The organism is Nonomuraea salmonea, from assembly GCF_042428605.1.
In the GTDB taxonomy this organism is placed as follows: Bacteria; Actinomycetota; Actinomycetes; order Streptosporangiales; family Streptosporangiaceae; genus Nonomuraea; species Nonomuraea salmonea.
Map to the genome: position 1 here is coordinate 1 of NZ_JBHMCF010000050.1, position 25512 is coordinate 25512.

The 25512-nt window shown below is 68.4% G+C and carries 20 protein-coding genes, 4 tRNA genes and 1 pseudogene; 16 read left to right on the forward strand and 9 right to left on the reverse strand.

All coding sequences use genetic code 11. The features are described 5' to 3' along the window. Window positions 1-170: 170 nt before the first annotated feature. The 4 genes from ACFFR3_RS43485 to ACFFR3_RS43500 all read right to left on the reverse strand — a co-directional run bounded on the left by ACFFR3_RS43485 (window position 171) and on the right by ACFFR3_RS43500 (window position 1993). Window positions 171-244, reverse strand: a tRNA-Phe gene (locus tag ACFFR3_RS43485). 5 nt (window positions 245-249) lie between these two features. Next, a tRNA-Asp gene (locus ACFFR3_RS43490) sits at window positions 250-324 on the reverse strand. A gap of 90 nt (window positions 325-414) precedes the next feature. Next, a tRNA-Glu gene (locus ACFFR3_RS43495) sits at window positions 415-487 on the reverse strand. Next, window positions 488-1993 (reverse strand): metallophosphoesterase family protein, encoded by a 1506-nt coding sequence (locus ACFFR3_RS43500; protein ID WP_364384154.1) that lies wholly within the window; start codon window positions 1991-1993, stop codon window positions 488-490. An 87-nt stretch (window positions 1994-2080) separates the two neighbouring features. Here ACFFR3_RS43500 and ACFFR3_RS43505 point away from each other — a divergent pair, with 87 nt between their 5' ends. Further along, a complete protein-coding gene (locus ACFFR3_RS43505) occupies window positions 2081-2431 on the forward strand; it encodes a metallopeptidase family protein (RefSeq protein WP_379485045.1) in 351 nt (116 codons plus the stop codon). Between the two features lie 110 nt (window positions 2432-2541). Continuing rightward, entirely contained in the window at window positions 2542-3822 is a 1281-nt protein-coding gene (locus ACFFR3_RS43510) for an MFS transporter (RefSeq protein ID WP_345391488.1), read from the forward strand. On the opposite strand, the gene ACFFR3_RS43515 is transcribed toward ACFFR3_RS43510, so the two are convergent. Continuing rightward, on the reverse strand, window positions 3823-4110 hold the full coding sequence (locus ACFFR3_RS43515; protein ID WP_345391491.1) for a PspC domain-containing protein: 288 nt from the start codon (window positions 4108-4110) through the stop codon (window positions 3823-3825). It abuts the gene before it with no gap. 93 nt (window positions 4111-4203) lie between these two features. Between ACFFR3_RS43515 and ACFFR3_RS43520 the strand changes: the two genes are divergently transcribed. The 13 genes and pseudogenes from ACFFR3_RS43520 to ACFFR3_RS43580 all read left to right on the forward strand — a co-directional run bounded on the left by ACFFR3_RS43520 (window position 4204) and on the right by ACFFR3_RS43580 (window position 20042). Then, a complete protein-coding gene (locus tag ACFFR3_RS43520; RefSeq protein WP_379485046.1) occupies window positions 4204-5358 on the forward strand; it encodes an acyl-CoA dehydrogenase family protein in 1155 nt (384 codons plus the stop codon). A 49-nt stretch (window positions 5359-5407) separates the two neighbouring features. Next, window positions 5408-5483 (forward strand) — tRNA-Lys (locus ACFFR3_RS43525). 251 nt (window positions 5484-5734) lie between these two features. Then, entirely contained in the window at window positions 5735-7087 is a 1353-nt protein-coding gene (locus ACFFR3_RS43530; RefSeq protein WP_364384146.1) for a tyrosine-type recombinase/integrase, read from the forward strand. Window positions 7088-7323: 236 nt separating this feature from the next. Beyond that, window positions 7324-8859, forward strand: coding sequence for a TIGR02677 family protein (locus ACFFR3_RS43535; RefSeq protein ID WP_345391497.1), 1536 nt, complete (start codon window positions 7324-7326; stop codon window positions 8857-8859). After that, window positions 8856-10007 (forward strand): TIGR02678 family protein, encoded by a 1152-nt coding sequence (locus ACFFR3_RS43540; protein WP_364384142.1) that lies wholly within the window; start codon window positions 8856-8858, stop codon window positions 10005-10007. The genes ACFFR3_RS43535 and ACFFR3_RS43540 overlap by 4 nt, the downstream gene beginning before the upstream one ends. Then, a complete protein-coding gene (locus tag ACFFR3_RS43545) occupies window positions 10007-14095 on the forward strand; it encodes a TIGR02680 family protein (RefSeq protein WP_345391500.1) in 4089 nt (1362 codons plus the stop codon). The genes ACFFR3_RS43540 and ACFFR3_RS43545 overlap by 1 nt, the downstream gene beginning before the upstream one ends. Further along, entirely contained in the window at window positions 14092-15333 is a 1242-nt protein-coding gene (locus ACFFR3_RS43550) for a TIGR02679 family protein (RefSeq protein ID WP_345391503.1), read from the forward strand. The genes ACFFR3_RS43545 and ACFFR3_RS43550 overlap by 4 nt, the downstream gene beginning before the upstream one ends. Window positions 15334-15883: 550 nt before the next feature. Next, entirely contained in the window at window positions 15884-16129 is a 246-nt protein-coding gene (locus ACFFR3_RS43555; protein ID WP_020547380.1) for a hypothetical protein, read from the forward strand. Continuing rightward, on the forward strand, window positions 16126-16515 hold the full coding sequence (locus ACFFR3_RS43560) for a type II toxin-antitoxin system VapC family toxin (protein ID WP_020547379.1): 390 nt from the start codon (window positions 16126-16128) through the stop codon (window positions 16513-16515). The genes ACFFR3_RS43555 and ACFFR3_RS43560 overlap by 4 nt, the downstream gene beginning before the upstream one ends. A 66-nt stretch (window positions 16516-16581) precedes the next feature. Next, entirely contained in the window at window positions 16582-16716 is a 135-nt protein-coding gene (locus ACFFR3_RS43565; protein WP_364384134.1) for a hypothetical protein, read from the forward strand. A gap of 4 nt (window positions 16717-16720) precedes the next feature. Continuing rightward, complete coding sequence (locus ACFFR3_RS43570; protein ID WP_345391508.1) at window positions 16721-17887, forward strand: hypothetical protein; 1167 nt, start codon at window positions 16721-16723, stop codon at window positions 17885-17887. A gap of 700 nt (window positions 17888-18587) precedes the next feature. Next, window positions 18588-19059 (forward strand): annotated as a pseudogene (locus ACFFR3_RS43575) (helix-turn-helix domain-containing protein); the annotation flags it as partial. Between the two features lie 371 nt (window positions 19060-19430). Continuing rightward, window positions 19431-20042 (forward strand): RNA polymerase sigma factor, encoded by a 612-nt coding sequence (locus tag ACFFR3_RS43580; RefSeq protein WP_345391511.1) that lies wholly within the window; start codon window positions 19431-19433, stop codon window positions 20040-20042. Window positions 20043-20481: 439 nt separating this feature from the next. On the opposite strand, the gene ACFFR3_RS43585 is transcribed toward ACFFR3_RS43580, so the two are convergent. Further along, the gene (locus ACFFR3_RS43585) at window positions 20482-21696 is read right to left on the reverse strand and encodes a hypothetical protein (protein WP_379485047.1); all 1215 of its coding nucleotides are present in this window, start codon (window positions 21694-21696) and stop codon (window positions 20482-20484) included. A gap of 337 nt (window positions 21697-22033) precedes the next feature. Between ACFFR3_RS43585 and ACFFR3_RS43590 the strand changes: the two genes are divergently transcribed. Further along, the gene (locus ACFFR3_RS43590; protein WP_345391520.1) at window positions 22034-22867 is read left to right on the forward strand and encodes an IS5 family transposase; all 834 of its coding nucleotides are present in this window, start codon (window positions 22034-22036) and stop codon (window positions 22865-22867) included. A gap of 820 nt (window positions 22868-23687) precedes the next feature. Here ACFFR3_RS43590 and ACFFR3_RS43595 read toward each other — a convergent pair. Genes ACFFR3_RS43595 through ACFFR3_RS43605 form a run of 3 tightly spaced genes read right to left on the reverse strand, consistent with a single transcriptional unit; the run spans window position 23688 to window position 25509 of the window. Further along, the gene (locus tag ACFFR3_RS43595; RefSeq protein WP_345391523.1) at window positions 23688-23843 is read right to left on the reverse strand and encodes a hypothetical protein; all 156 of its coding nucleotides are present in this window, start codon (window positions 23841-23843) and stop codon (window positions 23688-23690) included. A gap of 44 nt (window positions 23844-23887) precedes the next feature. Beyond that, window positions 23888-24895 carry a hypothetical protein gene (locus tag ACFFR3_RS43600; protein WP_364384121.1) on the reverse strand — a complete coding sequence of 336 codons (1008 nt, stop codon included), beginning with the start codon at window positions 24893-24895 and terminating at the stop codon, window positions 23888-23890. Continuing rightward, the gene (locus ACFFR3_RS43605; protein ID WP_364384118.1) at window positions 24892-25509 is read right to left on the reverse strand and encodes a ricin-type beta-trefoil lectin domain protein; all 618 of its coding nucleotides are present in this window, start codon (window positions 25507-25509) and stop codon (window positions 24892-24894) included. Before ACFFR3_RS43605 ends, ACFFR3_RS43600 begins: the two co-directional genes overlap by 4 nt. Window positions 25510-25512 lie beyond the last annotated feature (3 nt).

Sequence of the window (25512 nt, forward strand, 5' to 3'; positions counted from 1 at the left end):
CTGGTGCCGGACTCTCTGGTGCCGGACTCTCTGGTGCCGGACTCTCTGGTGCCGGACTCTACCCGCTCCCCATATGAGGCATGGGCGTTGCTGTCACTGTTGCTGTCAGCGGACATGAAAAAGCCCCGAACGGTGATCCGTTCGGGGGCGTTCTTGCTGGTGAAGTCTTGTGGTCAGGGGCAGGGTCGAACTGCCGACCTTCCGCTTTTCAGGCGGACGCTCGTACCAACTGAGCTACCTGACCCAGAGCGGTCCTGACGGGACTTGAACCCGCGACCTCCACCTTGACAGGGTGGCGAGCACTCCAAACTGCTCTACAGGACCTTGCGTTTCTTGCTGTTTGCGCTCGCTTAGCTTACCAGCTCTTCGGTGGTCTTGAGACCAGCCGTTTCGCGGTGCGCTAGGCGCTCGCAGTGCCCCCAACGGGATTCGAACCCGTGCCGCCGCCTTGAAAGGGCGGTGTCCTAGGCCGCTAGACGATGGGGGCTCAGGATTCCCTGTCGCCTTCCGTCGGAGACCTCTGAAGCATAGGGGACGATTGCCCCTGATGCCAAAGTGGCGGACCGGCGGTCGATGACCCGGTGCCTGTGATCGTTCCCGTTGGCGACGGGGCGTTCGTTGGCTCCGGGGAAATCATACGTTGCGGGTCGGGCTCCACGTGACGCTGGATGTACACCGACTGCTCGCCGAGCCCGCCGAGCGTGATGTCGTCCCAGGCCCGCAGGCGTCTGGTCTCCTTGTCGAAGTACAGGACGGACGCCTGGACGGGGGTGGGCTGGGCGTGTTCGAGCGCGCGCAGGCCGGCGCCGCCGGTGGAGCCCTGGATGAGGATGCGGGTGCCGGTCGGGAGCATGTTCGTGCGGCGGGCGTGGGTGTGCCCGGACAGGATCATGGGGGTGAGGCCGGTGAAGCCGCGGGCGACGTCGGGGTCGTGTACGGCGATCAGGTCGGGTTTGCCCACCTTGCCGAGGTGGGCTCGGGCGAATTCGCCGAGTGCCTGGGGGTTCGAGTAGGCGTCGGTGGTCTTGTCCGGGGTGAAGCGGGGGTCGCCGAGGCCGTAGATGGTCAGGCCGGCGACCTCCTTGCTGCTGTCGTCGAGGACGATGGCGTTCTTCTGCTTGGCCACGGCCTTCTGGGTCGTCATCGAGTCGTGGTTGCCGCGTACGTACACGTACGGGACCTTGAGCCCGCTGATCTCGTCCACGAACTTGTTCTCCGCCTTGGTGCCGTGGTCGGAGATGTCGCCCGTGTCGATGATCATGTCGACGGCGAACTGGTCCTTGAGCGAGCGGATGACGTTCCAGGCGATGGGGTTGATGTGGATGTCGCTGACGTGCAGGACCCTGATGGTCTTGGGGTCGGCCTCGTACAGGGGCAGGGTGGAGACCGTTTCGTAGAGCTTCGAGACGTTCGTCACGAGTTTGGTGAGCTGCGACCGATACGACTCGAAACGCGTCACGATCGACTCCGCGCTGCCGACCAGCGACGGCGCCGCGGCCACCAGACCCGAGTAGCGCGGCTCCACGAGCGAGTTGGGGCGGAACGTGAGGACCGCCAGCACTCCCGTGGCGGAAAGGGCCACAGAGGCCGCCAGAAGGCCCATCAGGGCCACTCTGGGGCGCCGATGGACGAGCAGGACGGCGACGAGGGCCCCGGCCCCCGCACACAGCAGCGAGCGGACGAGGAGGGCGCGCACGCCGCCGAGGAGATCCTCCTCGATGATCCCGGGCAGGCGGTCGGCCAGCCGGGGGTCCTCGATGAGGGCCTTGGCGCGCTCCTGGTCGATGTTCTCGAGCGTGATGCGCAACCGCAGGGGCGCACTGTGGGTGCGGAAGGTGAGGGTGCCGAGCGGGCTGGCGTCCACGACGGTCTCGCCGTGCCAGGCGGGACGCAGGGACATGCCGGTCTCCACCGGGCCCACCTGCGTGGTCACGGTGCCGCTGAGGAAGATCCCGAGCCACGCGCCCACCGCGGCCACGAAGAGGACGACCACGGCCTTTGCGGCTCGTGACCGGAGAATGACCTTTGACCTCTGCACGAACTTCATACAGATTCTTGCTTACCTGAACGACGGGGCAGAATGGCAAGTGTGATCGAGGTATCGCGGCAGAGATTCGAGGAACTCGTGGCCGAGGCATTGGACACGATCCCCACCGACCTCACCCGTGCCATGAGCAACGTCGTCGTCACCGTCGTCGATGATGCGCCTGAGCCTGATCTGCTCGGCCTGTACACCGGGGTCCCCCTCACCGAACGCGGCGACTGGTACTCAGCGGTTCTGCCCGACCGGATAGAGATCTACCGCAATCCGATATGTGAGATTTGCGACTCGGAACAGGACGTGATCGATGAGGTCCGCATCACGGTCATCCATGAAGTCGGGCATCACTTCGGCATCGATGACGCCCGCCTTCACGAATTGGGCTGGTAACCCTTTGCTTTTGGTTGGCTGCTTCCGGTTGCGGCAGACGGGCTCGGTCGGGCACCTTAGGTGACATAGCGAACACCCTGAGTCAGGCACAGCGGAGTCCAATGGGGGCCATGCGGGCGCGACGGCACCCGGGACGGCATCGCCGTGCCGGAGAAGCAGCACAAGTCACATATCGGGAAGTCATCGCCATCCGGGAGTTCCGCTCCCTCTGGTACGGCCAGGGCCTGTCGCTCCTCGGCGACCAGCTCGCCCAGGTCGCGCTCGCCGTACTCGTCTTCGATCGCACCGGCTCCCCGCTCGCCACCGCCGCCGTCTACGCGCTGACCTACCTGCCCTCCATCGTCGGCGGGCCGCTGCTGGCCGGGCTGGCCGACCGGTTCGCGCGCCGCGGCGTCATGCTGACCTGCGACCTCATCAGGGCGGCGCTGGTGGCCGTGATGGCGATCCCCGGCGTGCCGTTCTGGGCGCTGTGCGCGCTGGTGTTCCTGGTGGTGCTGCTCAGCGCCCCCTTCTCGGCCGCGCGGGCGGCGCTGCTGCCCGAGGTGCTCGACGGCGACGCGTACGTCATCGGCTCGGCGTTGCAGAACATGACGAACCAGGCCGTACAGATGCTCGGTTTCGCGGCCGGCGGAGCGCTCATCGCCGGCATGGGCCCCTACCGCGCGCTGGCCCTCGACGCGGCCACCTTCCTCGGCTCCGCGCTGATCATCGTCTCCGGCGTCCGCCGCCGTTCCGCCCCCCACACCGACGGCGCCAAGCCGTCCATGTGGCACATGACCGCGAGCGGCGCCCGGCTGGTGTTCGGCTCGCGGCAGTTGCGGACGCTCGTCCTGTTCGCCTGGCTGTGCGGCTTCTACATCCTGCCCGAGGGCATCGCCGCCCCCTATGCGGCCCGGCTCGCCACCGACGACCTGCCCGCACCCGTGATCACCGGGCTGCTCATGGCCGCCATGCCCGCGGGGACGGTCGTGGGGGCGTTCCTTTTCAGCAGGTTCGTCTCACCTGCGCGGCGGCTGCGGCTCATGGGGTGGATGGCCATCCTGAGCTGCGCGCCGCTCATCATCACCGCGATCAAGCCGCCGCTGGCCGTCGTGCTCGTCGCGTGGGTTCTGTCGGGGATCGGCGGGGCGTACCAGCTCGCCGCCAATGCCGCTTTCGTGCAGCACGTACCGGCCGAACGTCGCGGTCAGGCGTTCGGCCTCGTGCAGTCGGGGCTGATGGCCGTCCAGGGGGTGGGGATCCTGGTGGGCGGGTTCGCCGCCGAGAGACTCGGCCCTGAGCCTGTGGTCGCCATGGCGGGGGTCGCCGGGGTGGTCAGCGCCGCCGCGCTCTCTCTGGTGTGGGCCGAGTCCCGTGGCAAGGGCCGGGTACGCGCCCAGGCCACCGCCTGATCACGGCTGCGGCTTGTGCTCGCCGCTCCAGTCGGTCGTCGATTTGCTCTGCTGCTGCTTGGCGATGAGGTCCTGGACGATCGAGGTGTCGTGCTCCTCGTCCGGCATGAGCAGCCAGCCGATCGCGTAGACGCCGACGCCCAGCCCGCCGAACAGCGTCGCGATCGCGAGGCCGATCCGCACGAGGTTCGCGTCGATCCCGACGTACTCGCCGATGCCCGAGCAGACGCCCGCGATGATCCGGCCCTTGTGAGTCCTGCGCAGCTTCTTGACGTTGTATTCGCTCATGCCTCAAGACTGCCCGGCGCCCTGGTGTTCGCACATCAGGATTGGCCCTGGTAGAACCCTGGTAGTCCCCTAGCCGAGGGAGAGGGCCCCGCGATGGACGACCTGCTGCGCCTGGACGACGAGCTCGACGCCGACCAGCGGCTGATCCGCGACACCGTCAGGTCCTTCGTCGCCGACCGCGTCCTTCCGCACGTCGGAGACTGGTTCGAGGAGGCCGTCTTCCCCGCGCGCGAGCTCGCGCCGGAGCTCGGCTCGCTCGGCCTGCTCGGCATGCACCTCCAGGGGTACGGCTGCGCCGGCACCGACGCCACCTCCTACGGCGTCGCCTGCCGCGAGCTCGAAGCCGGCGACTCCGGGCTGCGCTCGTTCGTGTCCGTACAGGGCTCGCTCGCCATGTTCCCCATCTGGAAGTACGGCTCCGACGAGCAGAAGGAGGAATGGCTGCCGCGCATGGCCGCCGGTCAGGCCATCGGCTGCTTCGGCCTCACCGAGCCCGACCACGGCTCCGACCCGGCCGGCATGCGCACGTACGCGAAGAAGGACGGCTCCGACTGGATTCTCAACGGCTCCAAGATGTGGATCACCAACGGCTCCATCGCGGACGTGGCCGTCGTCTGGGCGCAGACCGACGACGGCGTACGCGGCTTCGTCGTCCCCGCCGGCACCCCCGGCTTCAGCGCCCCTGAGATCCACAAGAAGATGTCCCTGAGGGCGTCCGTCACCTCCTCCCTCTACTTCGACGACGTACGCCTGCCCGCCTCCGCCGTCCTGCCCGGCGTCACGGGCCTGCGCGGCCCGCTCTCCTGCCTGTCGGAGGCCCGGTACGGCATCGTCTGGGGCGTCACCGGCGCCGCCCGCGCCTGCCTCGAGGCCGCCGTCGACTACGCCAAGACCCGCGTCCAGTTCGACAAGCCGATCGGCGCGTTCCAGCTCACCCAGGAGAAACTCGCCTGGATGTACGTCGGCCTCGCCCAGGCCGGCCTCACCGCACTCCACCTCGGCCGCCTCAAGGACGCCGGCACCCTGGAGCCCCGGCAGATCAGCTTCGGCAAGCTGGCGAACGTACGCGCCGCCCTCGACATCGCCCGCCAGGCCCGCTCCATCCTGGGCGGCAACGGGATCACCCTGGAGTACCCTGTGATCAGGCACATGAACAACCTGGAAAGCGTGCTGACCTATGAAGGCACCCAGGAGATCCACACCCTGGTGCTGGGAGAGGCGCTGACCGGGCTGGCGGCTTACCGGTGATGGTGGCGTCGCGGACAGCGCGGTAATCTCTGTACCCTTGCTGTTGCTAGGGGCGTTAGCTCAATTGGCAGAGCTGCGGACTTTTAATCCGTAGGTTCCGGGTTCGAGCCCCGGGCGCCCTACCACACATCACCGCAGGTCGAAAGCGCTTTGTCGGCATGGCGCCACGGCCTGGTGAGACCGCCTCGAAGATCATGTTCCCCCTATGTTCCCGCATCTCACCATGCGCTGGTGAAAGTCCTCTTGTCGACGCGCGTCATAGCCGCTCCCCTCCTGCGCTCTCCGCCACCATGCGTCCGCGGGAACGCGGGGAGGAGCAACATGGCGCGGATCATCGAGCGAGCGTAAGGCTAAGAACGGCGCGACATCATGGCTGGTGAAGTGGCGCATCGGCGGGGGCAGGAGCGGCAAGGAAGACTTCGAGACGTGCTATGAACGGCAGATCGCCGAAGACTTCGCGGCCTTGGTCGAGCTCAGCGGAGAGAACCGGCCGCACGGCTACCCCAAGGGCTGTCATGGCATCAGGGACCCGCACTTCGACGGCATCCTCGATACGGACATGCCGACCTTCGAGCAGTACGCCCGCCACAACTACGTCACCCGGCTCGGCGCCGCCCCCACCCAGCGCCTGGACTATCTGGCCGAGGCGGAGCGGCACGTCTTTCCGTTCTTCGGGCACCTGCCACTGGATCGGGTCACTCGTCGTGTGCTGCGGGAATGGGTGGAATGGATGCTCACCAAACCATCCGCGCGCAACGAGCACCAGCCGAGCCGGCCCCTTTCGGATGAGCAGGCGGCACGCCGATGGGCACAGGGCCGCGACATCACGGTCAAGAAGACCGGACGCGTACCGCCCGGCGTGCTGCGGCAGTGGCGGGAGGCAGGCTCGCCCACACCCGCACCACCAAGCCCGAGGACGCTCTCGCCGGCCACCGTGGAACGGATCTACCGAGGCGCGATCAAGCCGGTCTTCCGAGCCGCCACGCAACAGGGGGAGGACGGTGAACCACCGCTGCTGGCCTCCTCTCCCTGCGAGGGCCTTCGCCTGCCGCCCGGCTCCGTGACCGCGCGGCCTATCTTGTACGGGCCCGAGCTGGGCGTCTACCTCCGGGCGGTCCACGACCTCGACCCCGAGACCGCCTTGTTCGTCCTGACCGAAACGGTCACCGGCCTGCGCTGGGGCGAGATCGCCGGACTTCATGTCTCCGGCCTGGATCCGGTCGGCGGCCTGATCCATGTGACCCAGACCTACGCCTACCTGCTGAACGAGACGACCGGCCGCAAGCAATGGCAGCTCAGGCCCTATCCGAAAGGCAAGAAGCAGCGCGAGGTGCCCATCTGCCACCAACTGGCCATGCTTCTGGCACGCCACGCGGACGGTAAGCGCCCCGACCAGCCCCTCTTCCAGGGCAGCGGAGGCCGCTACATCGACTACGCCAACCAGCGCAACACCGTGCTCCAACCCGCCCTCGAACTCGCCCGCCAGCGCGGCCTGGCCAAACACATCACCCCGCACGCGCTTCGCCACACCATGATCACCATGCTTCGCGACGGCGGCGTCGCCCCAGGAGTCATGCAACTGATCGCCGGCCACGAGTCCTACCAGACAACCGCCGGCTACTCCGGCCGGCACACCCCCGCCCAGCGAGCACTCGTCCTCGAGTCCGTCCACCCCGTGATCAAGGCAGCCGAATTCTTGTTCAACGATCCAGAACCCGATCACGGGTAACGAAACTCCGCTTCGTATCCGCGCCTGCTGTAAACCCCATCCATCCAGTTCAAGGGAGGCGCTGTGCCTCAGCGGCGCGTGGGCGGCACGAGATTCGCCCCTCGTTGATCGCGCCGCTGCCGAGCATCTGAGACATATACCCGGACGTCCCTACACGGATACCTTCTGTTGCAATCCATGTGTTCTTGCGAGGGAGTTGAACGCAGCACCCCTGACAAACATGGAGACTTGTCGATATGACGTTGCCGTCTCAGGAGCACCAGCCGTTCGCGCACCTGAGCGCTCCCAACGCGGCCCTGTACCGGGAGGTCCTGCGCGCCTTCGCGCGCGCGAAGGAACGTTTCATCGTGCACCTGCGGCCCGAGGACGTGGCCGCCGAGTTGCGGAGGGACAACGACGACGCGCTGTCGCAGGCGCTGGACAAGCTGCGGGAGTGGGGAAACCTGCGGGCTGACGCCGACACCGGCAGGGTCACGTCCGTGGAGGACTTCCACCGCAAGCGGTTCCTGTTCCAGCTCACCCCGGCGGGGCAGGCGGCCGAGCAGGCGATCGCGTTCTACGAGGAGGCGATCGGGCAGCGCGGAGCGCTGCAGTCGGTGGCATTGGGCGACATCGCCGAGCATCTGCAGTCGCTGGCGGTCCTGGCGCGGGATGCGGATCCCGACCCGGCCAGGGTCCACCTGCTGCTGCTCTCGCTGACCGAGCGGTTCTCATCGCTGGCCGACAACGCCCAGGCGTTCATGGCCTCGCTGCGTCGCGCGATCGACTTCTCCGACGGCGACGTGGAGGGGTTCGTCGCCTACAAGGAACGGTTGATCGAGTACATCAACCGCTTCATCGCCGACCTGGCCAACTCCGGGGCGCGGATCGCCAGGCTGCTGTCGGAGCTGGAGGGGTGCGGGCATGAGGGTCTGCTGCGGCTGGCCGCGCGCCGGGAGGCGGCTGACGCGGTGCCCGACGGGGAGGACGCGGCGGAGGCGTACGGGAGGGCTGAGAGGCGCGCGTTCGAGTCGTGGCTGAACCGCTGGCGCGGCCTGCAGGACTGGTTCATCTCCGCCGGAGTGGAGCGGCCGTCGCAGGCGCGGCTGCTGCGCCAGGCGGCGATCACGGCGATCAAGCAGCTCATCGACGCCGTCGGGCTGCTCAACGAGCGGCGGTCCGGACGGTCGGATCGGTCGGCCGACTTCCGAGCCCTGGCCCGCTGGTTCGCCGAGGCTCCCGACGAGGAGGCGACGCACCGGCTGTGGCGGGCGGCGTTCGGGCTGGCCTCCGCGCGGCACCTGACGGTCACGGCGGCGACCTTGGAGGAGTGGCGGGAGGTGACGGCCGGGACCTCGTGGCAGGAGGCGCCGCCGATCACCATCTCGCCGCAGCTCCGGCGTACCGGATCCTATGAGCGGCGCGGCAAGCCCAACCGGGTGGCCGACCGCAGCCAGGCCAGGAGGCTGCTGCTGGAGCAGGCCGAGCGGGAGGCGGCCGAGACGGCCGCGGCACGTGCGGCGCTGCGCACCGACGGCCCGATGCTGCTCTCGGAGCTGGATGTGCTCGATCCGCAGGCGTTCCGGCTGTTCCTAGGGCTGCTGGGGGACGCGCTGGCGGCCCGGCGCCCCTGGGAGACGGAAGTGAAGACGGTGACCGCTGACGGCTCTATGGAAGTCCGGCTGGCTCTCGTCCCCGACGGTGGCGAGGTGGAGATCCGCACCGAGGACGGCGTGCTCACCGGGCCGGAGCACATGGTCGAGATCGTCGATCTGATGGCGGTGGCGCCGTGACCCTGGAGGAGGAGCGGGCTCAGCGGCGGGCGGCGTTGCGCGCGCTGCTGGCCAGGCCCCTGCTGACGGCCGAGCGCGACGCCGAGGCGCTGGTGCTGGTCCGCCGCCATCTGACCGAGCTGCGTAGCTGGCTGACGCGCGAGACCGGCTGGCGGCTGCTGGTGGACGCGGGGGCGGCCCGGCTGTTCAAGACCGCCTCCGACCCTCGGGACGGGACGCACCCGGCGCGGGGCAAGGCGGCAGAACCGTACGGCCGACGCCGCTACGTACTGCTCTGCCTGGCACTGGCCATGCTGGAGCGGGCCGACGCGCAGACCACGCTGGGCCGGCTGGCCGAGGAGGTGCTGGCGGCCGCGGCCGAGCCGGAGCTGGACTTCGTCTTCACCCTGGACAGCCGGGCCGAGCGGGCCGACCTGGTGGCGGTGGTGCGCATGCTGCTCGACTGGGGCGTGCTGCGCAGGGTCGCCGGCGACGAGGAGGCGTACCTGAGCGCCACCGGCGACGTGCTGTACGACGTGCGCAGACCGGTGCTGGCCGCGCTGCTCACCGGCACGCGGGGACCCTCCACGATCACTGCGGACTCCTTTGAGGAACGGCTGGCCGAGCTGATCGCGGAGCCGGTCGCCGACACCGACGACCTGCGTAACCAGGCGCTGCGGCGTGGGCTGACCCGCAGGCTGCTGGAGGATCCGGTGATCTACTACGCCGACCTGGACGAGGCTGAGCGCGCCTACCTGGCCTCGCAGCGGCACGCCGTCGTCCGGCGGATCGAGGAGGCGACCGGGCTGGTGGCCGAGGTACGCGCGGAGGGCATCGCGATGGTCGACCCCGACGACGAGCTGACCGACGTCCGCATGCCGGAGCAGCGTACCGACGGGCATGTGACGCTGCTGGTCGCCGAGCACCTGGCAACCCGCGGGGAGGTGCCGCTGGAGGAGCTGAGGGCGTTCGTCCAGGAGGCCGCCCGCGCGCACGCCTCCTTCTGGCGCAGGGGCGTGACCGAGCCGGGCGCCGAGGACGGGCTGCTGTCGACGGCGCTGGCCAAGCTCACCGCGCTGCGGCTGGTCCGCCTGGAGGAGGGGTCGGCCGTGGGACTTCCCGCCATCGCCCGTTACGCACTGGACGAACCCGTCATCAAAGGACAGTGATGCTGCCTTCCCCGACCTCCGAGCGCTGGAAGCCGCTGCGTGCCGGACTCGTGGACCTCTTCTACTACGACGTGGAGGAGTTCCATTTCCACGACGGCCGGCTCCTGCTGCGCGGCAACAACGGCACCGGCAAGTCCAAGGTGCTGGCCCTGACGCTGCCGTTCCTGCTCGACGGCGAGCTCGCTCCGCACCGGGTCGAGCCCGACGGCGACCGGCAGAAGCGGATGGAGTGGAACCTGCTGCTGGGCGGCCGGCACCCGCATCCCGAGCGGCTGGGCTACGCGTGGATGGAGTTCGGCCGCCGGGGCGCCGACGGCACCGAGGAGTTCCGGACGATCGGCTGCGGGTTGAAGGCGGTCAAGGACCGCGGCATCGTCCGGCACTGGTTCTTCCTCACCCCGCGGCGCGTCGGCGCGGAGCTCCATCTGCTCTCTCCCACCGGAGTGGTGCTCACCAGGGAGAAGCTGCGCGAGGCCGTCGAGGGCGACGGCATGGTTTACGACCGGGCCTCCGACTATCGCAGGGCCGTGGACGAGGCGCTGTTCGGGCTCGGGGAGCACCGGTACGAGGCGCTGGTGAACCTCCTCATCCAGTTGCGCCAGCCGCAGTTGTCGAAGAAGCCGGACGAGAAGCTGCTTTCGCGCGCCCTCACCGAGGCGCTGCCGCCGCTCAGCCCCGCGCTGATCGCCACGGTCGCCGACGCGTTCCGCGGCCTGGACGAGGAGCGCGACGCGCTGCGCGGGCTGCAGGAGGCGCACAGGGCCGCGGGCGACTTCCTCGTCCATTACCGCCGGTACGCGGCGATCGCGGCCAAGCGCAAGGCCGCCGTCCTGCGGGTGGCGCACAGCCGCTACGAACACCTGGGGCGTAATCTGAGCGAGGCCGAGGGCCGCCACGCGGCGGCTGAGGCGGAGCTGGCCGCCGCCCAAGACCTGCTGGAGGAGCTGGAGAAGCGGCGTAACCTGCTGGAGGCACGCAGGGAGGCGCTGCAGCAGAGCCCCGAGATGCGTGACGCCGAACGGCTCAAGCAGACCGGCGAGGAGGCCCGGCGGCGGGCCGATGACGCGCAGCGCTACGAGCGGGAACGCGAGCGCCTGACCGGGGAGACCCGGCGCCGCGGGCAGCGGGCCGAGGCCGCCCGTGGCAAGGCCGGCGCGGCGGGCCGCGACCTCGACGAGACCAGGCGGGCGGCCGTCACGGCCGCCCGCGCGGCACGGTGCGAGCGCGATCATCTCGCCGTCACGAACTGGCAGGACCTCCCGGAGCGGCCCGAGCAGCCGCGGCGCGCGGCCGAGGCCCTCGCCGAACGCCAGGAGCGGGCGATCGGCGAGCTGGAACGGCTGATCGGCGCCGTGCACACGGCCCGAACCCGGCTGGCGGCGGCACGCTCCGAGGTGGACCGGCTGACCGGGGAGCAGCAGGCCGCCGCCCAGCGGATCAGCGACGCGGAGCGGGCGGCGGGCACGGCGGGCGCCGCGCTGATCCAGGACTACACCCTCTACCTGGCCGAGCTGAGCGAGTTGCGGCTGGACGACCCCGACGACCTGCTCGCCGCACTGGAGACCTGGGCGGTCTCGGCCGAGGGCCCCAACCCGGCCGCGGCCGCCGTGGACGAGGCGAGCAGGGCGGCCACCGACGCCCTGGGCCGGTTGGGAGCCGAGCTGGACGCCGAACTGCGCGCGGCCGGGCAGACCGCTACGAGCCTGGCGGAGGAGATCGCGCGGCTGGAGGCCGGCGAGCACGACGCGCCCCCGGCCCCGCACACCCGCGACCTCGCCGCCCGCCTCGGCCGTCCCGGCGCCCCACTCTGGAAGGTGGTCGACTTCGCCGACGAGGTGCCCGCCGATCATCGGGCCGGGCTGGAGGCCGCGCTGGAGGCCGCGGGCATCCTCGACTCCTGGGTACAGCCGGACGGGACGCTGCTCGCCGCGGACGACAGCGTCATCGTGGCCGCCCCGCCCTCGGCCGGACCGTCCTGCTCGGCCGTGCTGCGTCCGGCCGTGGACCGCGCCGATCCCCAGGCCGCGGCGTTGTCCGACGCCGCCGTCCAGTCCGTCCTTGACGGCATCGGGCTCGGAGCCGGCGACGGGGCATGGGTGGCCGTGGACGGCCGGTGGGCCAACGGCGTGCTGGCCGGGTCCTGGCGCAAGGACGAGGCCCATCACATCGGCGAGGGCGCCAGAGAGGCTGCCCGGCGCGCCCGGCTGGCGGTCCTGCGCGCCGAGCTGGACCAGGTCAAGCGGCGAATCGACGGCCTGCGCGCCGATCTCGCCGCGCTCGGCTCGCGGCGGGACACGCTCGCCGCCGAACATCGCGCGCTGCCGCCGGATCTGCCGCTGCGCGAGGCGTACGTCAAGCTCGCCACCGAACACGAACGGCTCCGCCACCTGGACGCCGACCACGCCGCCGCGGCCCAGGTGCTGCGGGAGCGGCAGGACGAAGTGCGGGCCGCGGCCGATCGGGCCGGGGAGTTCGCCGCTGACGTCGGCCTGCCCGCCGAGCCTGCCGCGCTGGGCGAGGTCAAGGCCGCGATCGCCGACTACCGGCTGGCGCTGGCCCGGTTGTGGCCCGCGGCGCAGGCGTTCCGGAACGCGCAGGAAGCGGTCGCGGAGGCCGAGGAGGATCTCGGCCGTACCCGGCAGCAGCTTGAGGCCGCCGCCGAGCTGGCGGCGACGACGCGGGCCGAGGCCGACGCCGCCGGCGAGACCTACCGGGCGCTGGCCGAGACCGCCGGTGCCGCCGTCGATGAGCTGTTCCGGCGGCTCAACCAGGTGGAGCAGGAACTGCGCGAGCGCGAAAGCGCCGAGCGGGCCGCCCGCCGCCGCGAGCAGGGCGCCCTGCAGGAACGCGGCAAGGCCGAGGGCGAGCTAGGCAACCTGCGCGAGCAGATCCAGGAGGCGTCCGGGACGCGCGAGGCCGCCGTGGGCGAGTTCCGGGCGTTCGCCGCCACGGGCCTGTTGAACGTCGCGCTCGCCGACCTGGACGTACCCGGCGCCGAGGGCGAGTGGGCCGCCACGCCCGCCGTGCTCCTGGCCCGCACGGTCAATGCCGAACTCGACGCCGTCGACGACGGCGACGGCCCTTGGGACCGGGTCCAGAAGAAGGTGGCCGAGGAGCACAAACTCCTGTCCGACGCCATGGCCAGGCACGGACACTCCGTCGGGCTGACCCTGCACGACGGAGTGATGATCGTGGACGTGGTCTTCCAGGGACGCAGCAGGGACGTTCCCGGGCTGGCCGCAGCGCTGGCGGAGGAGACTGGGCACCGGGCCAGGCTGTTGTCGGCCAAGGAACGCGAGATCCTGGAGAACCACCTGCTCAACGAGGTCGCCGGAACGCTGCACGAGCTGATCGCCGCGGCCGAGTCCGAGGTTCGGGAGATGAACTCCGAGCTGGAGTCCCGCCCCACGTCCACCGGCATGCGCCTGCGCCTGCTCTGGAAGACGGGCAAGAAGGCCCCGGATGGGCTGGATCGGATCAGGGACAAACTCCGGCAGACCGTGGACGCCTGGTCCGTCGCCGACCGGTCCACGGTGGGCGCGTTCCTGCAGGAGCGGATCGCCCGCGAGCACGCCGACAACCCGGCCGCGGGCTGGACCGAGGCGCTGACCAAGGCTCTGGACTACCGGGCCTGGCACGAGTTCGCGATCCAGCGACAGCAGGACGGGCAGTGGCGGGCCGCGACCGGTCCCGCCTCGGGCGGCGAGCGGGTGCTGGCCGCTTCCGTGCCGCTGTTCGCCGCGGCCTCGGCCCACTACAAGTCGGCGGGCAACCCGTACGCGCCCCGGCTGGTCGCCCTGGACGAGGCGTTCGCCGGGGTGGACGACGACTCCCGGGCCAAGTGCCTGGGCCTGCTGGCCACCTTCGACATGGACGTGGTGATGACCAGCGAACGCGAGTGGGGTTGTTACCCGCAAGTGCCCGGGCTGGCGATCTGCCAGCTCTCGCGGCGCGACGGCATCGACGCGGTGCTGGTCACGCCCTGGCGGTGGGACGGGCGCGAGCGGCGGCGGGCCGAGCGCCCGGCCGTCGCGGTGCCCGCGCCCGCCGCCCCGGCCGCCACCCGGCAGGACGGCCTGTTCGGATGAGCGGGGCAGAGGAACGGCTGCGGCGGCTGCTGGGCGGCGAGGAGACCGCCTGGCTGGTCGACCGGGTACACCGCCGCCTGGAACAGGGCCGGCCGCCCACCGGCACGGTGACGCTGGCGACCGCGACCCCCGGCCAGCGCCGCGCGATCGAGGTGCTGCTCGGCCGCCGGGCGGGAGCGGGCGCGTCCCTGTCGGTGTCCCTGGACGACGTGGACCGGATGCTGCGCGACAGCGGCGTGACCGACGGCGGGCTGCGCGAGGCCGTCGTACGACTGCGCGGCCCGATCCGTGACCTGGCCGGTGAGAACGCGGCGCAGGCGGCGGCCTGGAAGCGCGCCTTCGCGCGGCTCGACGCCCTCGTCGCCGACCGTTCCGAGCTGGCCGGATGGCGCTCCTGGCTGGAGAGCACCGGGGTGGTGCGAAGGCTCACTGCCACGGCCGACGAGGCGCGAACGTCGCTCGACCGGCTGGCCGCCGTTCTGGCCCGGCTACCCTCGCCAGGCCTGCCCCTGGGCCGGCTCGCAGCCGAAACCTGCGGCGATGCGCATGCCCTGGACGAGGGACGGCCGCTGGCGACCCTGGGCCTGTCCGCCGTCCGCGCGCTGGCCGGGCTGCCGTACGCGGGCGAGGGCGGCGCGGACGCCCGCCGGGCGGCGTGGGCCGCGGTCGGCGTCCATGTCGACGACCTGTCCTCCCTCGTGCTCTGCCTGGGTCTGCCGGGCGACGGCCACACCCCCACCGGGCGCATGCTCAGCGCCGCCAAGGCGGCCGGCGAACCGTGCGTGCTGACCCTGCGCCAGCTCCGCCGCCACGAGCCGCCGATCCCAGCCGGCCTGGTCAGAATCTGTGAGAACCCCGTGGTGGTCGCCGCGGCCGCCGACGAACTCGGGCCCGCCTGCCCACCCCTGGTCTGCTGCGGCGGCCGGCCCTCGGCCGCAGTGTGGCGGCTCCTGGAGCTCCTGGCCCGTGGCGGCGCAGAGTTCGCCTACCACGGGGACTTCGACTGGGGCGGGCTCGCCATCGCCGCCGCCGTTCACGAGCGTATGGGCTTCGCGCCATGGCGCTTCGATGCCGCCTCTTACGCGGCGGTGCCTTCGGCTGCGCCGCTCACCGGCGGCCCGTGCCCGTCACCGTGGGATCCGGAACTGGCCTCGGCGATGGCACGACGCGGCGTACGGGTGGAGGAGGAACTCGTCCTCCCCGAGCTGATCGCCGACCTGGGCTCCGCGCCGCCATAGGGCCCGTCGATCAATAGATCGTCGGTTTCGGCGACGTATCTCCAGGGCATGCGGTTGCGAACCAGCAAGTTATTCTTCTGGGGCCCTTAGCGGTCACCGCCGGGTTCTCGGAGGGAGCATCGTGTGCTGCGGTGAAGTGCCGCACCTCCGACGAGCGGGCTCGACCCGTCACTGCGACGCCGCTGACCGCGTCTGCAAATGTCTCGTTCCGGGCTCGGCGTCGGCCGGGTGGTGGGAATGACGAAACACCGGGGGCCGAGCGACCCATACGTGGATAAGATCTGGGCCGCCAGCAGCGCCACCCTCAGATTCCAGCCGTGGACGGCAGCTATGAGCCAGGCTCATCCGATCACCAGACGGTGGTGCCACCACGGTGCCGGGCCATGACCAGATCGCGGTGCGTTTCACCGCAGAACTGACGGCGGAAACCCCTGACTCGACGAGAACCTTGCGACGCGGACGGATGCTGCCCAACGACGCGAGTAAGGCTCGGCCACCGGCTACGCTGGAGGTGCAACTCAGGCGCCGCGACGGAGGGAGTCGAGCGACGGTGAGCGTGGACCTCGAACACGAGCCCATTCATGATCTCGCCCGCCGGGTCATCCGGCTGGCCGAGGAAACCCAGCATGCCGCTCAAGTGCTCGAACGCCGCCTGGATGCGCTGGAACGCCGCTCCGAAGCCGCCGGCAGGGCCGAACGCATTCTGAGCGTTGCCGCGGGCATGCGGACCCACCTCGGTCGAGACCGACTGTCCGTTGAAGATCTGTACGACCCGGACACCGGCCTTCCCGCGTGATCATCGACTCCAGCGCCATCATTGCCGTCATCAACGGCGAGCCAGAGGCCATCCCATTCGCTCACACCATCGCCGCAAACGTGTGTCGCATCTCGGCCGTCAACTACGTCGAAGCGGCCATCGTGGCGGACAACCGTGGTGAGGCCATGCGCAACGCCTTCGACACGCTCGTTGACGAGATGGGCCTCATCATCGAGCCGGTAACACCCCATCAGGCCAGGATCGCGCGCCGGGCATACCAGACCTACGGCAAGGGCAACAACTCCAAGGCCAAACTCAACATGGGCGACTGCTTCGCCTACGCCCTCGCCAAGGACCTCGACCAACCCCTGCTCTTCAAAGGCGAGGACTTCCCGCACACCGACATCACCCCGGCGCAGCCCTGACGGTCCAGCATGCCCTCTGCTCAAGCGTGATCGCCAGGGTTCCTCGCGGGAGTATCGTGTGCTGCTGTGACTCGCCGCCCCTCTGACGATCATCTGGATGAGCTGATCAAGCAGGCGATCGGCGTCCTCGATCTGCCGCAGCCCGACCCGCCACCGGCCGGGACCGAATGGATCCACGCGTTCCGCCGCTGGGCCGGGTGACAGCATGAGCGAATACCAGTACTACAAGTTCCTGGCCGTCGACCGGCCGCTCACCGACCAGCAGCAGGCCGAGGTGCGTGCCCTGTCCACCCGGGCCCACATCACCGCCACCAGCTTCACCAACGAGTACCACTGGGGCGACTTCCGCGGCGACCCGGCCCGCCTGATGGAGCGTTACTACGACGCCCACCTGTATCTGGCCAACTGGGGCACTCACCGGATCATGCTGCGCCTGCCCAAGGCCGTGCTCGACCCCAAGCAGGCCCAGCGCTACTGCGTGGGCGAGCAGGTCACCGCCTGGACCAGCGGCGGACACCTCGTCCTCGACTTCACCAGCGAGGCAGAGGAGGAGTATTGGGAAGACGACGTCGAACGCTCGCTGTCGGCCATCGTCGGCATCCGCGCCGAGCTGGCCGCCGGTGACCTGCGGCCGCTCTATCTGGCCTGGTTGTCGGCGTATGGGACATGGGAGCGTGACGAGGACGCCTTCGACTACGAGGAAGAGGACGCGCTGGAGCCGCCCGTCCCGCCGGGGCTGGGTTCGCTCAGCGCGCCGCAACGGGCCCTGGCCGACTTCCTGCGCCTGGACCACGACCTGCTCGCGGCCGCCGCCGAAGCCAGCCCGCCGGCGCGACCCGTACAGCACGACTGGAAGGCCCTGACTGCCTGGATCGGCGCTCTGCCCGCCAAACGCAAGGACGCGCTGCTGCTGCGGGTGATCAAGGAGGACGCCGCGAGCGTCCGCTGGGAACTGCTGCGCGAGTTCGGCGGCGAAACCACCGGCCAGAAGACGGAGACGGGGCGGACGGTCGCCGAACTTCTGGACAACGCCGCCGCCCGCCGCCACGTACGCGAGCAGCAGGAAGCCGCCCAGCGCGCCGAAGAGCAGGCCCGCAGGGAACAGGAGCGACGACAAGCCAGGGAACTGCGCCTGAACCGGCTCGCCCAGGATCTCGACGCCGCGTGGGACGTGGTGGAGACCTCCATCGGCACCAAGAAGCCCCGCGAATACGACCTGGCCGTCGAACTCCTTCGTGACCTGCACGCCCTGGCCCTCCGCGACGAGCACGCCGGCGCCTTCACCCAGCGCCTCACCCACCTCCGGGAACGACACCAGGGCAAGCCCAGCCTCATCAAGCGGCTCAACGACGCAGGCCTCGCAGCCGAGTAACCGGCGATTCCATGCCTATTGACCAGCGGTCCGCGCCAGCGAGCTGCACGGAGCCACACTGCCCAGCCAGCCGAAGAGTGCGCATGGTCAAGGGATGCCAACCGTTGTACGGAAGCTCGTCGGATGCTCATCGGCACCTCATCCGGCATGACACCGGGCGGCATTCCCGGACATATTGAGCGCGGGCAATGCATGACATCGCGACACAAGAGGACACGATTCGATAGTGGGCGGCATTGAGAACTGCGGCTTTTAATCCGTAGGTTCCGGGTTCGAGCCCCGGGCGCCCTACCACTCCACACCCCGCCCGACCTGCACTTTCTTGATTTTGAGCCGTCTCCTGCGAGGCGAAGCTGGCCGAGTTCATGCTCGCCCGATACTCTTCGGCACGGGTCCGGCACATCGGCGGGCCGATGGCGTGATCGAAATGAGCCGGTTTACGCCGCCGGGCGTTGGGTGCCTGAGACCGGATCGTCAAGCCACGACCGAGCGACACCCAACAGAAGATCATGGTGGAAGGGATGGCGAGGGGAACACACCCGGATTGACCGCAGACCCGTCCAAGCACCGGTCAAGCCGCCTCCGGCCCATTTCGCACACCAAGGTCTCCACCAAAGCCATCGGGGCGATTTGGGCGGATTCAACCGGTCGTCGCAACACCTTGATCCGGAGCTGTTGTATGGGCAGACCAGCAGGGTGGATGACGACGCGCACCGCGCGGCCAGAGATGCGGTCACCGGGACGGCCCCATTCGCCGGGACGTGGAGCGAACATTCTGGAGAGAGCTCGCCGAAGGGCTGACCAGCGAAGATGCGGCCCGGGCCTGCGGCGTGTCGGGGCCGGCCGGGTCTCGGTGGTTCCGCGAGGGTGGCGGCATGCCGTTGATCGAACTCAGCCCGCCATCAGGCAGATACCTGTCGTTCACCGAGCGGGAAGAGATCGCCCTGCTCAAGGCGCAGCACAAGGGGGTTCGCGAGATCGCGCGCTGCCTGGGCCGCTCGCCCTCGACCATCTCGCGCGAACTGCGGCGTAACGCCGCCACGCGAGGTGGCCGCCTGGACTACCGGGCATCGATCGCGCAGTGGAAAGCCGAGCTGATGACCGCGCATTGCCGTACCGATTGCGCCGCTAAGCCAGGGCGGCGAAGACCTTGGAGCGGTCCTGGTCTTAGGGAGGCTCCACCGCTCGGTACTCCCTGGTACCGGTCCGACTTCTCGGACTATTTCCGTGGGGTGATTGAGGGCGACTGCATAGAGCGGGGGTACTCGCGACGATAAAACGCGGGCTGAGCGGAGCAGGACGGGGTGGGGGATCTATGTCCGAAATGAGATTCTCCGGGAGTTCGGTGGCGAGAACTGCCCGCGACAGCGCCTCGCCTTGGGAGGACGTCGACTCCGGAGAGATGGAAGAGCTACGCCGGATCGGGGCCCAGCTCGCCCGAGAGTGGGAGGGACTGGACGCACCCACATGGACGCGAGGGGTTGGCCTCACCCCAAACGAGTACCGGCAATTCGAGGAGAGCCTCTGGTCTTACGCTCTGCCTGTGCTGAAGGGCATGATCCGCACAGGAGCCATCAAGAGGCTCTGCTTCGAAAAGGACGTCGTCCTTGTCATGTCTGACGATGAGCAGCGGGCCCTTCGCCTATCCCTCGAAGATCGCGATCAGCTTGCAGTCGACAGCATCATCGGGGCCATCGAGTACTTCCGCCGGAAAGTCCTCAAGCCCGGCAAGTGGGATCCGGAGCTGGGCGCATCGATCAACACCTACTTCCTCGGCGCCTGCGCATTCGGCTTTCAGGCCGCCTTCCGCAAATGGTCGGCACAGCGCAAGGCCCAGCTCAGGCAGTACGGCTACGGAATGCTGGCGGACACAGCCTGGTCACACCTGGCGGAGGCGATTGATCCAGCGACCGCCGCCGCTAACGGCGATACACTTCGCCGCATCTTCAGCGAGGCTCAGCCCGAAGCCAGGCTGATCTGCGGCCTCATCCTGCGAGACCTATCTCAGCAGGAAATCGGTGATCGCCTCGGCATGACCACCCGGGCTGTCGAAGGACACATGCGGCGACTTCGCGTAACTGTAAGGAGAATGATCCGGCGAGGACAGATCGACCACGCCCGTTCACCCCGTACCGTGAAGGATCACAGCGCATGAACCGCGTCGGGCGCGGCGCAGCCTTGGGTGGAGGCGGAATGGCATTGAGCGCGATGTGGATGAGCGCGCCCTGGCCTGTCGCCGCGCTCTGCACCGTACTCGCAACAGTCGCTTGGGGAATCTCGGTCATTCTTCAGAATGTTATGCCCCAAGAGTCCGCCCATCGCCTCGCCTGGTGGCGAGACCGCCGGCGTCACCTGCGGCACCAGACGGAGACATCTGCATCGAACGACTTAGCGGGCCTATCCGAGAAACGACAACACGAGCTGACCAACGGTCCTTGAGACGCGCACTTTAGGGATCGGCCGGGCCGTAAAGGTTCCAGCTCCCGATTCTCCGATTCTGTGGAGCGTCGTCTTGAGCGCCCGCATCTGGCCCCTGACCAATTTACGGCTGTGAAGCGATCTGCCACATGGGCTCAGAACTTCAGCCGGAGAGTTCATCTGATCCACTGACGAAGCCTCTGCCAGGTGGCGAACTCCGCGTCTTGGGCGACGGCGAAGACGAGCCGCCCCCCGGCCGCGATGTCCAGAGGACTGACCGTGTTCTCGGCGATGCTCAGCAGGCGTTGGCGCTGCATGCTCATTGAGGCATCGGCCTCTGGAGCGCGCTGGAAGACGCCAACGAAAACCGATCGCCCGTCACGACCCAGGGATGCCCAAGCTCCCCGAACCGGGGTGTCCGCGAGATAGTTTTCTCCACGAGGGGGGTTGGGGGCACTCCAGTAAAGCGGATCCTCGCGGAGTTGGGCCATGTTGGGCGTCTCCAGCTCGTCGACGAGGCGCTCCCATTCACGCTCCAGGTCCAGCAATTCCAGGCGCTCGGGCCGCAGATCGACCGAATCCCATACGGCCCGAGCGGAAGCCTCCTGCCCTTCTTTGGTACTCTGTGGGATGAGCTCGACTACCTTTTCCGGATTCGTATGGTAGAGGTTGACAAAGGTCTCGTTCTTGCGAATCGCGGCCCAGCTCAAAGCGAGCGAGGATCCGATGTAACGATTGATCGATGCCCAGAGGTGAAGCTTTTTCAGGGATTCCCTGATTGCCATTGTCGTCCGCCCCGAGCCGCCACTTCTTCCTTTAGCCTCACAGACCATCTCGCGATAGCCCGGCAAGTCGATCAGCAGGTCGGGCCTAGAATACCCGCCTTTCGGTCCACGCGAGGAGACGGCGGACATGAGATCGAAGTGGTTGATCTGCAGCGGCCCGATCTTCCCCTGAGCGATCAGGCTCTCGATACTCGCCGTCAGCAAGCCCAGGCCAGCGGAGGTGACGATGAACGTCTTGATGTGGTGTGACGAGCAGTCATACGCCCTTGTCCGGTGGAGCGCACCATTGGCACTCCCGCCCGTGTTGTCGAGTGCCGTGGCCAGCAGCCGAGTTTCAAGCATCAGCGATTCGAAGGAGCCGTGCCGGCTCCCCGAAATGGAGGAAAGGCCATTGACTAATATTACGGAAGCGAGGCTGATCCCCAGATCTCGCGTCTCACACCACTGAATTCCGTCCGGCCGCCCATTTGGAACGGGAGACCATTCGTACCTGGAGAATTGAACCATACCCATGGCTGCAATGATAGCGCCCCTCGCCCGGACCTCCATCTGTCTTGAATGCACCGAAATAGTTGTACCCAGTACCAACGATGCGTCGATCCTCATCGACGAGCACTGCTCCGACAGGTCTTGGACACAAGCGCCTCGTACTGCGACAGCGGTAGCAATCTTGAGGAAGTAGGTGTCCCAATCGGGGCGGGGGTCACTGTTCAGCGCAGTTCCTCGGGGTTGAGCCCGTCCCGCAGGGTGCCGTCGAGTACGTCGTCCAACTCCTGGCGGAGCTTAACGGCAGCCGAGAGGCTGAGCGGGATTACCTGGTGTGTGGTGGTCCCTGTCATGTGAGAGTGCGTTCCGCGAGCATATGCCTTTGATGTCGCTATGTGATCGTATGGATTTGTAGCGTTACCGCCGGTCGGTGGGTCTGCTGTGCTGGGATGGCTGGGTGACCGAGCGCAAGCCGTACCCCAGCGACTTAACCGACGCGGAATGGGCGCTGATCGAGCCCGTGCTCACGGCGTGGAAGGCCGCGCACCCGTCCGTCAGCGGCCACGAGGGCAACTACGAGCTGCGGGAGATCGTGAACGCCATCCGCTACCAGGGACGAACCGGTGTCCAATGGGACTTTCTCCCGCACGACCTGCCGCCCAAGAGCGCGACGTACTACTACTTCGGCAAGTGGCGCGACGACGGCACCGACAAGACGATCCATGACCTGCTGCGCTGGCATCTGCGCGAAAGTAAGAAACGATTAGCCGACCCGAGCCTGGTCGTGCTGGACACCCAGAGCGTCCACGTCGCGGGCGGGGTCCCCGCCTCCACGACCGGCAAGGACGCCGCCAAGCGCGTGCCGGGCAGGAAACGGGGCCTGGCGGTGGACGTGCTGGGCCTGGTCATCGCCGTGGTCGTCCTGGCCGCCTCGGCTCATGAGAACACCGCCGGGATCGCCCTGCCGGACCGGGTCGCCGCCGGCACCGAGGGCACCGTGACCAAGGCGCTGGCCGACCAGGGGTTCAAGAACGCGGTCGTCGCACATGGCGCCGACCTGGGGATCGACGTGGAGATCGTCGAACGCAACCCCGCCGGCAAGAGGTTCGTCCCCCAGCCCAAGAGATGGATCGTCGAGCAAACGTACGGCATCTTGATGTTCCACCGGCGTCTGGTCCGCGACTATGAGCACCTTCCGGCCAGTTCCGAAGCCCGCGTGTATTGGGCGATGACGGACGTGATGTCCCGCCGCCTGACCCGCGGCGCGTCCCCGTCGTGGCGGTGGGCATGATCGGGCCCGACGCCCGGCCGGCCGACCCGGGTGCCTGGCTCCTGGACCGGATCGACGCCCGCGAGCAGGCCTTGACCTGCCAGATCGAGCAGACCCAGGCGGAGATCGACATGCTCACCGCGAGGCTGGGCCAACTCAGCGAGCAGGTCGAGCACCTGCGGATCAGCCGCAAGACCCTCATCTCCCTCGCCGAGGAAGATCCCACCCACCCCGATCCAACCGGCCGCGCCACCTCCCGCAGTTCCCGAGCACCCGGCCTACCAGCAGATTCTCACCGTCTTCTCCGAGGCCGGCGGCTCCCTGCGCGCCCGGGACCTGGCCAGGGCAATGGACCTGCCCCTGACGCAGAACGACATCCAGAACGTCCGCGCCAAGCTCAAACGCCTGGTCAGCCGCGGCATCCTTGTCGAGACCGAGCCGGGATTGTTCACTCAGCCGCGCCCGTAGTCCGACCGGCGGGTCTCCGACCAGCCGACCTAACCCAACCCCCACCGATGAAAGGGACATCAACTCGCAGAACGCACTCTCAGAGTGAACTCTACCGCCTACCGCCGCAAGATCACCGTGTCCGCCGACGGCCGCGGGCTGGCATCCCATGCCAGCGGCCTGCTGCTGACGCACACACTGCGCATCACCGGACTGGACAAGGACCTCTCACAGCGGCTGGAGCGCTGGCACCCCAGCCGAGCGGTGCACGACCCCGCAAAGATCATCACTGATCTGCCCTCACTTGACGCTCGGCGGAGACTGCATGGCCGACATCGCCCTGCTGCGCTGCAAGCCCGGACTGTTCGGCCCCATCGCCTTGAACCCGACCATCTCACGCCTGATCGACCGGCTCGCCGCCGATGAGGCCCGCGCGCTGCAGGCCATCCGCGCCGCCCGGGCCACCGCACGTGAACGCGCTTGGCAGCTGGCCGGCGCTCAAAAGCAGCGAGAAACCGCGCGCTTTCGATCGAGCGCGCGGTTTCAACACGGCATGGACCTTTTACCGGCTCGCGATCAGTCGTGCTTCACGCCTCAGCCGGATTTCAGAATCGCAGCCGCGTTCTTCGTCCAAACGTCCACAATGGCCTTGGTTTCGGCGAACTTGGACTGGTTCTCCTCCAGAAGTCGCTGCTCATAAGCAGCCCTGACCGCCTTGTAGACGCCGACTAGATTCACCTCGTCCTGGCACTTGGCGTCGAGAGCCGCTATCCGCTTCTCCTCGTCCGAGGCGGGGGTTCCTTGTGTTCTCGACTGCCACTTGGGGTCGTTCTGTGCGGTGACCGGATGCTGGTAGGCCGTGACACCCGCCTTCCGCACGCATGACTGCCACGAGGCCAGCGCCGCGCGGACGCGACTATCGCCGAGAGCGCGAGAGCGAGAGGCGACGGCCAGTGCGCGCGGGTCAGCGGGAAGCTTCTTCTGCTGGCCATAGAGCTTCTCATCGGCGTGGCGTGCACAGCCGCCCGCCGGGATCGTCCTGCCTTCCGCGGTCTTGCTGGCGCTTCCCTCGTACGCCTTCCTTTCCTCCGCGGTCGGTTCGTGCTTCGTGCCGGCGAAGGTGGAGGAAACGTCCTTGACCTCGGCCTGCCGCGGGTACCCGGATTCAGCCGCAACCGCGGGATCGATGTAGTCGAAGAAATCGTGTTCGCGGTACTCCCCCGGGTCCCACGTGCGGATAGTACCGGCCGTCCACGTCTTGAAGCCGAGCGCGTTCATACAGTCCGCTGCCGCGACGTCGCGAGCCTGGTCGATGAGCTTGATGTCGCTCATGGGCGTGAGAACGGAATCGAGCGGCATAGGTACGCGCGTCGTGTCTTTGATGTGCGGGATGGCTCCGAGGGCGGGTTCGCCCTCACCCCCGAGAGGCGGGGCCGTGGACGTCGCTCTGGGGGTGGTGGGTTCGATGGTGGGGTTCACCGTGGCCAACGCCGAGGTATCGGCACTGGAAAGCTGGCTGACGGTGAAGCCCACGGCAGTCAACGTGGCCAGGGCAACCGCGGTCACACCCGCGACGGCCGGTCCTTTTCGTCGCGTCGTCATTCGCCGTTCCTCCTCCAAAAGCACCGGGTTGCGTTGTCTTGGCCATCGACACAGCGGTTGGCATGGAACAGGGTCGTCCACAGGCCGTAGGAAGCAGCGGTGGTGAAGTTCACACTGATCGTGTCATGCCAGAGGTCGCCGTTACAGCCATTCAGGTTGACCCATTTGTTGAAGTACCGGCCGTAGTAGCCGCTCCACTCAGTACGGTAGCCCCAGTGCTGCTGAAGTTCATCCACCCATGGATACTGCATGGGCGTGCTGCAGCCCCCATCACTGCCCGGCCCGGTGTAGGGATCCCATCGGTCAAGCGCCTTGCCGCTGTTGTTGTTCAACAGCGCGAAGTAGCCATTGGATAACTGGTAGTCGGACCACCACTGATTGGCCGATCCGCTGTTTCCAGGGAAAGCGATGACGGAGGCGAGGTCCGCAGTGCTGGAATTGAGCACTTCAAGGTAGAGGTATCCGTTACCGTAGTCGTTCGCCGTGGCCCACCGGTTCACCGAGTCCGCCTGAGCGGTGCCTGCGGGCATCATAGTGATGCCTGCCACGACGCCGAGCAGCCCTACCGTTACGGCACGCGCCGCTGACTTGATTCCACGCATGTTCAATCGCACAAC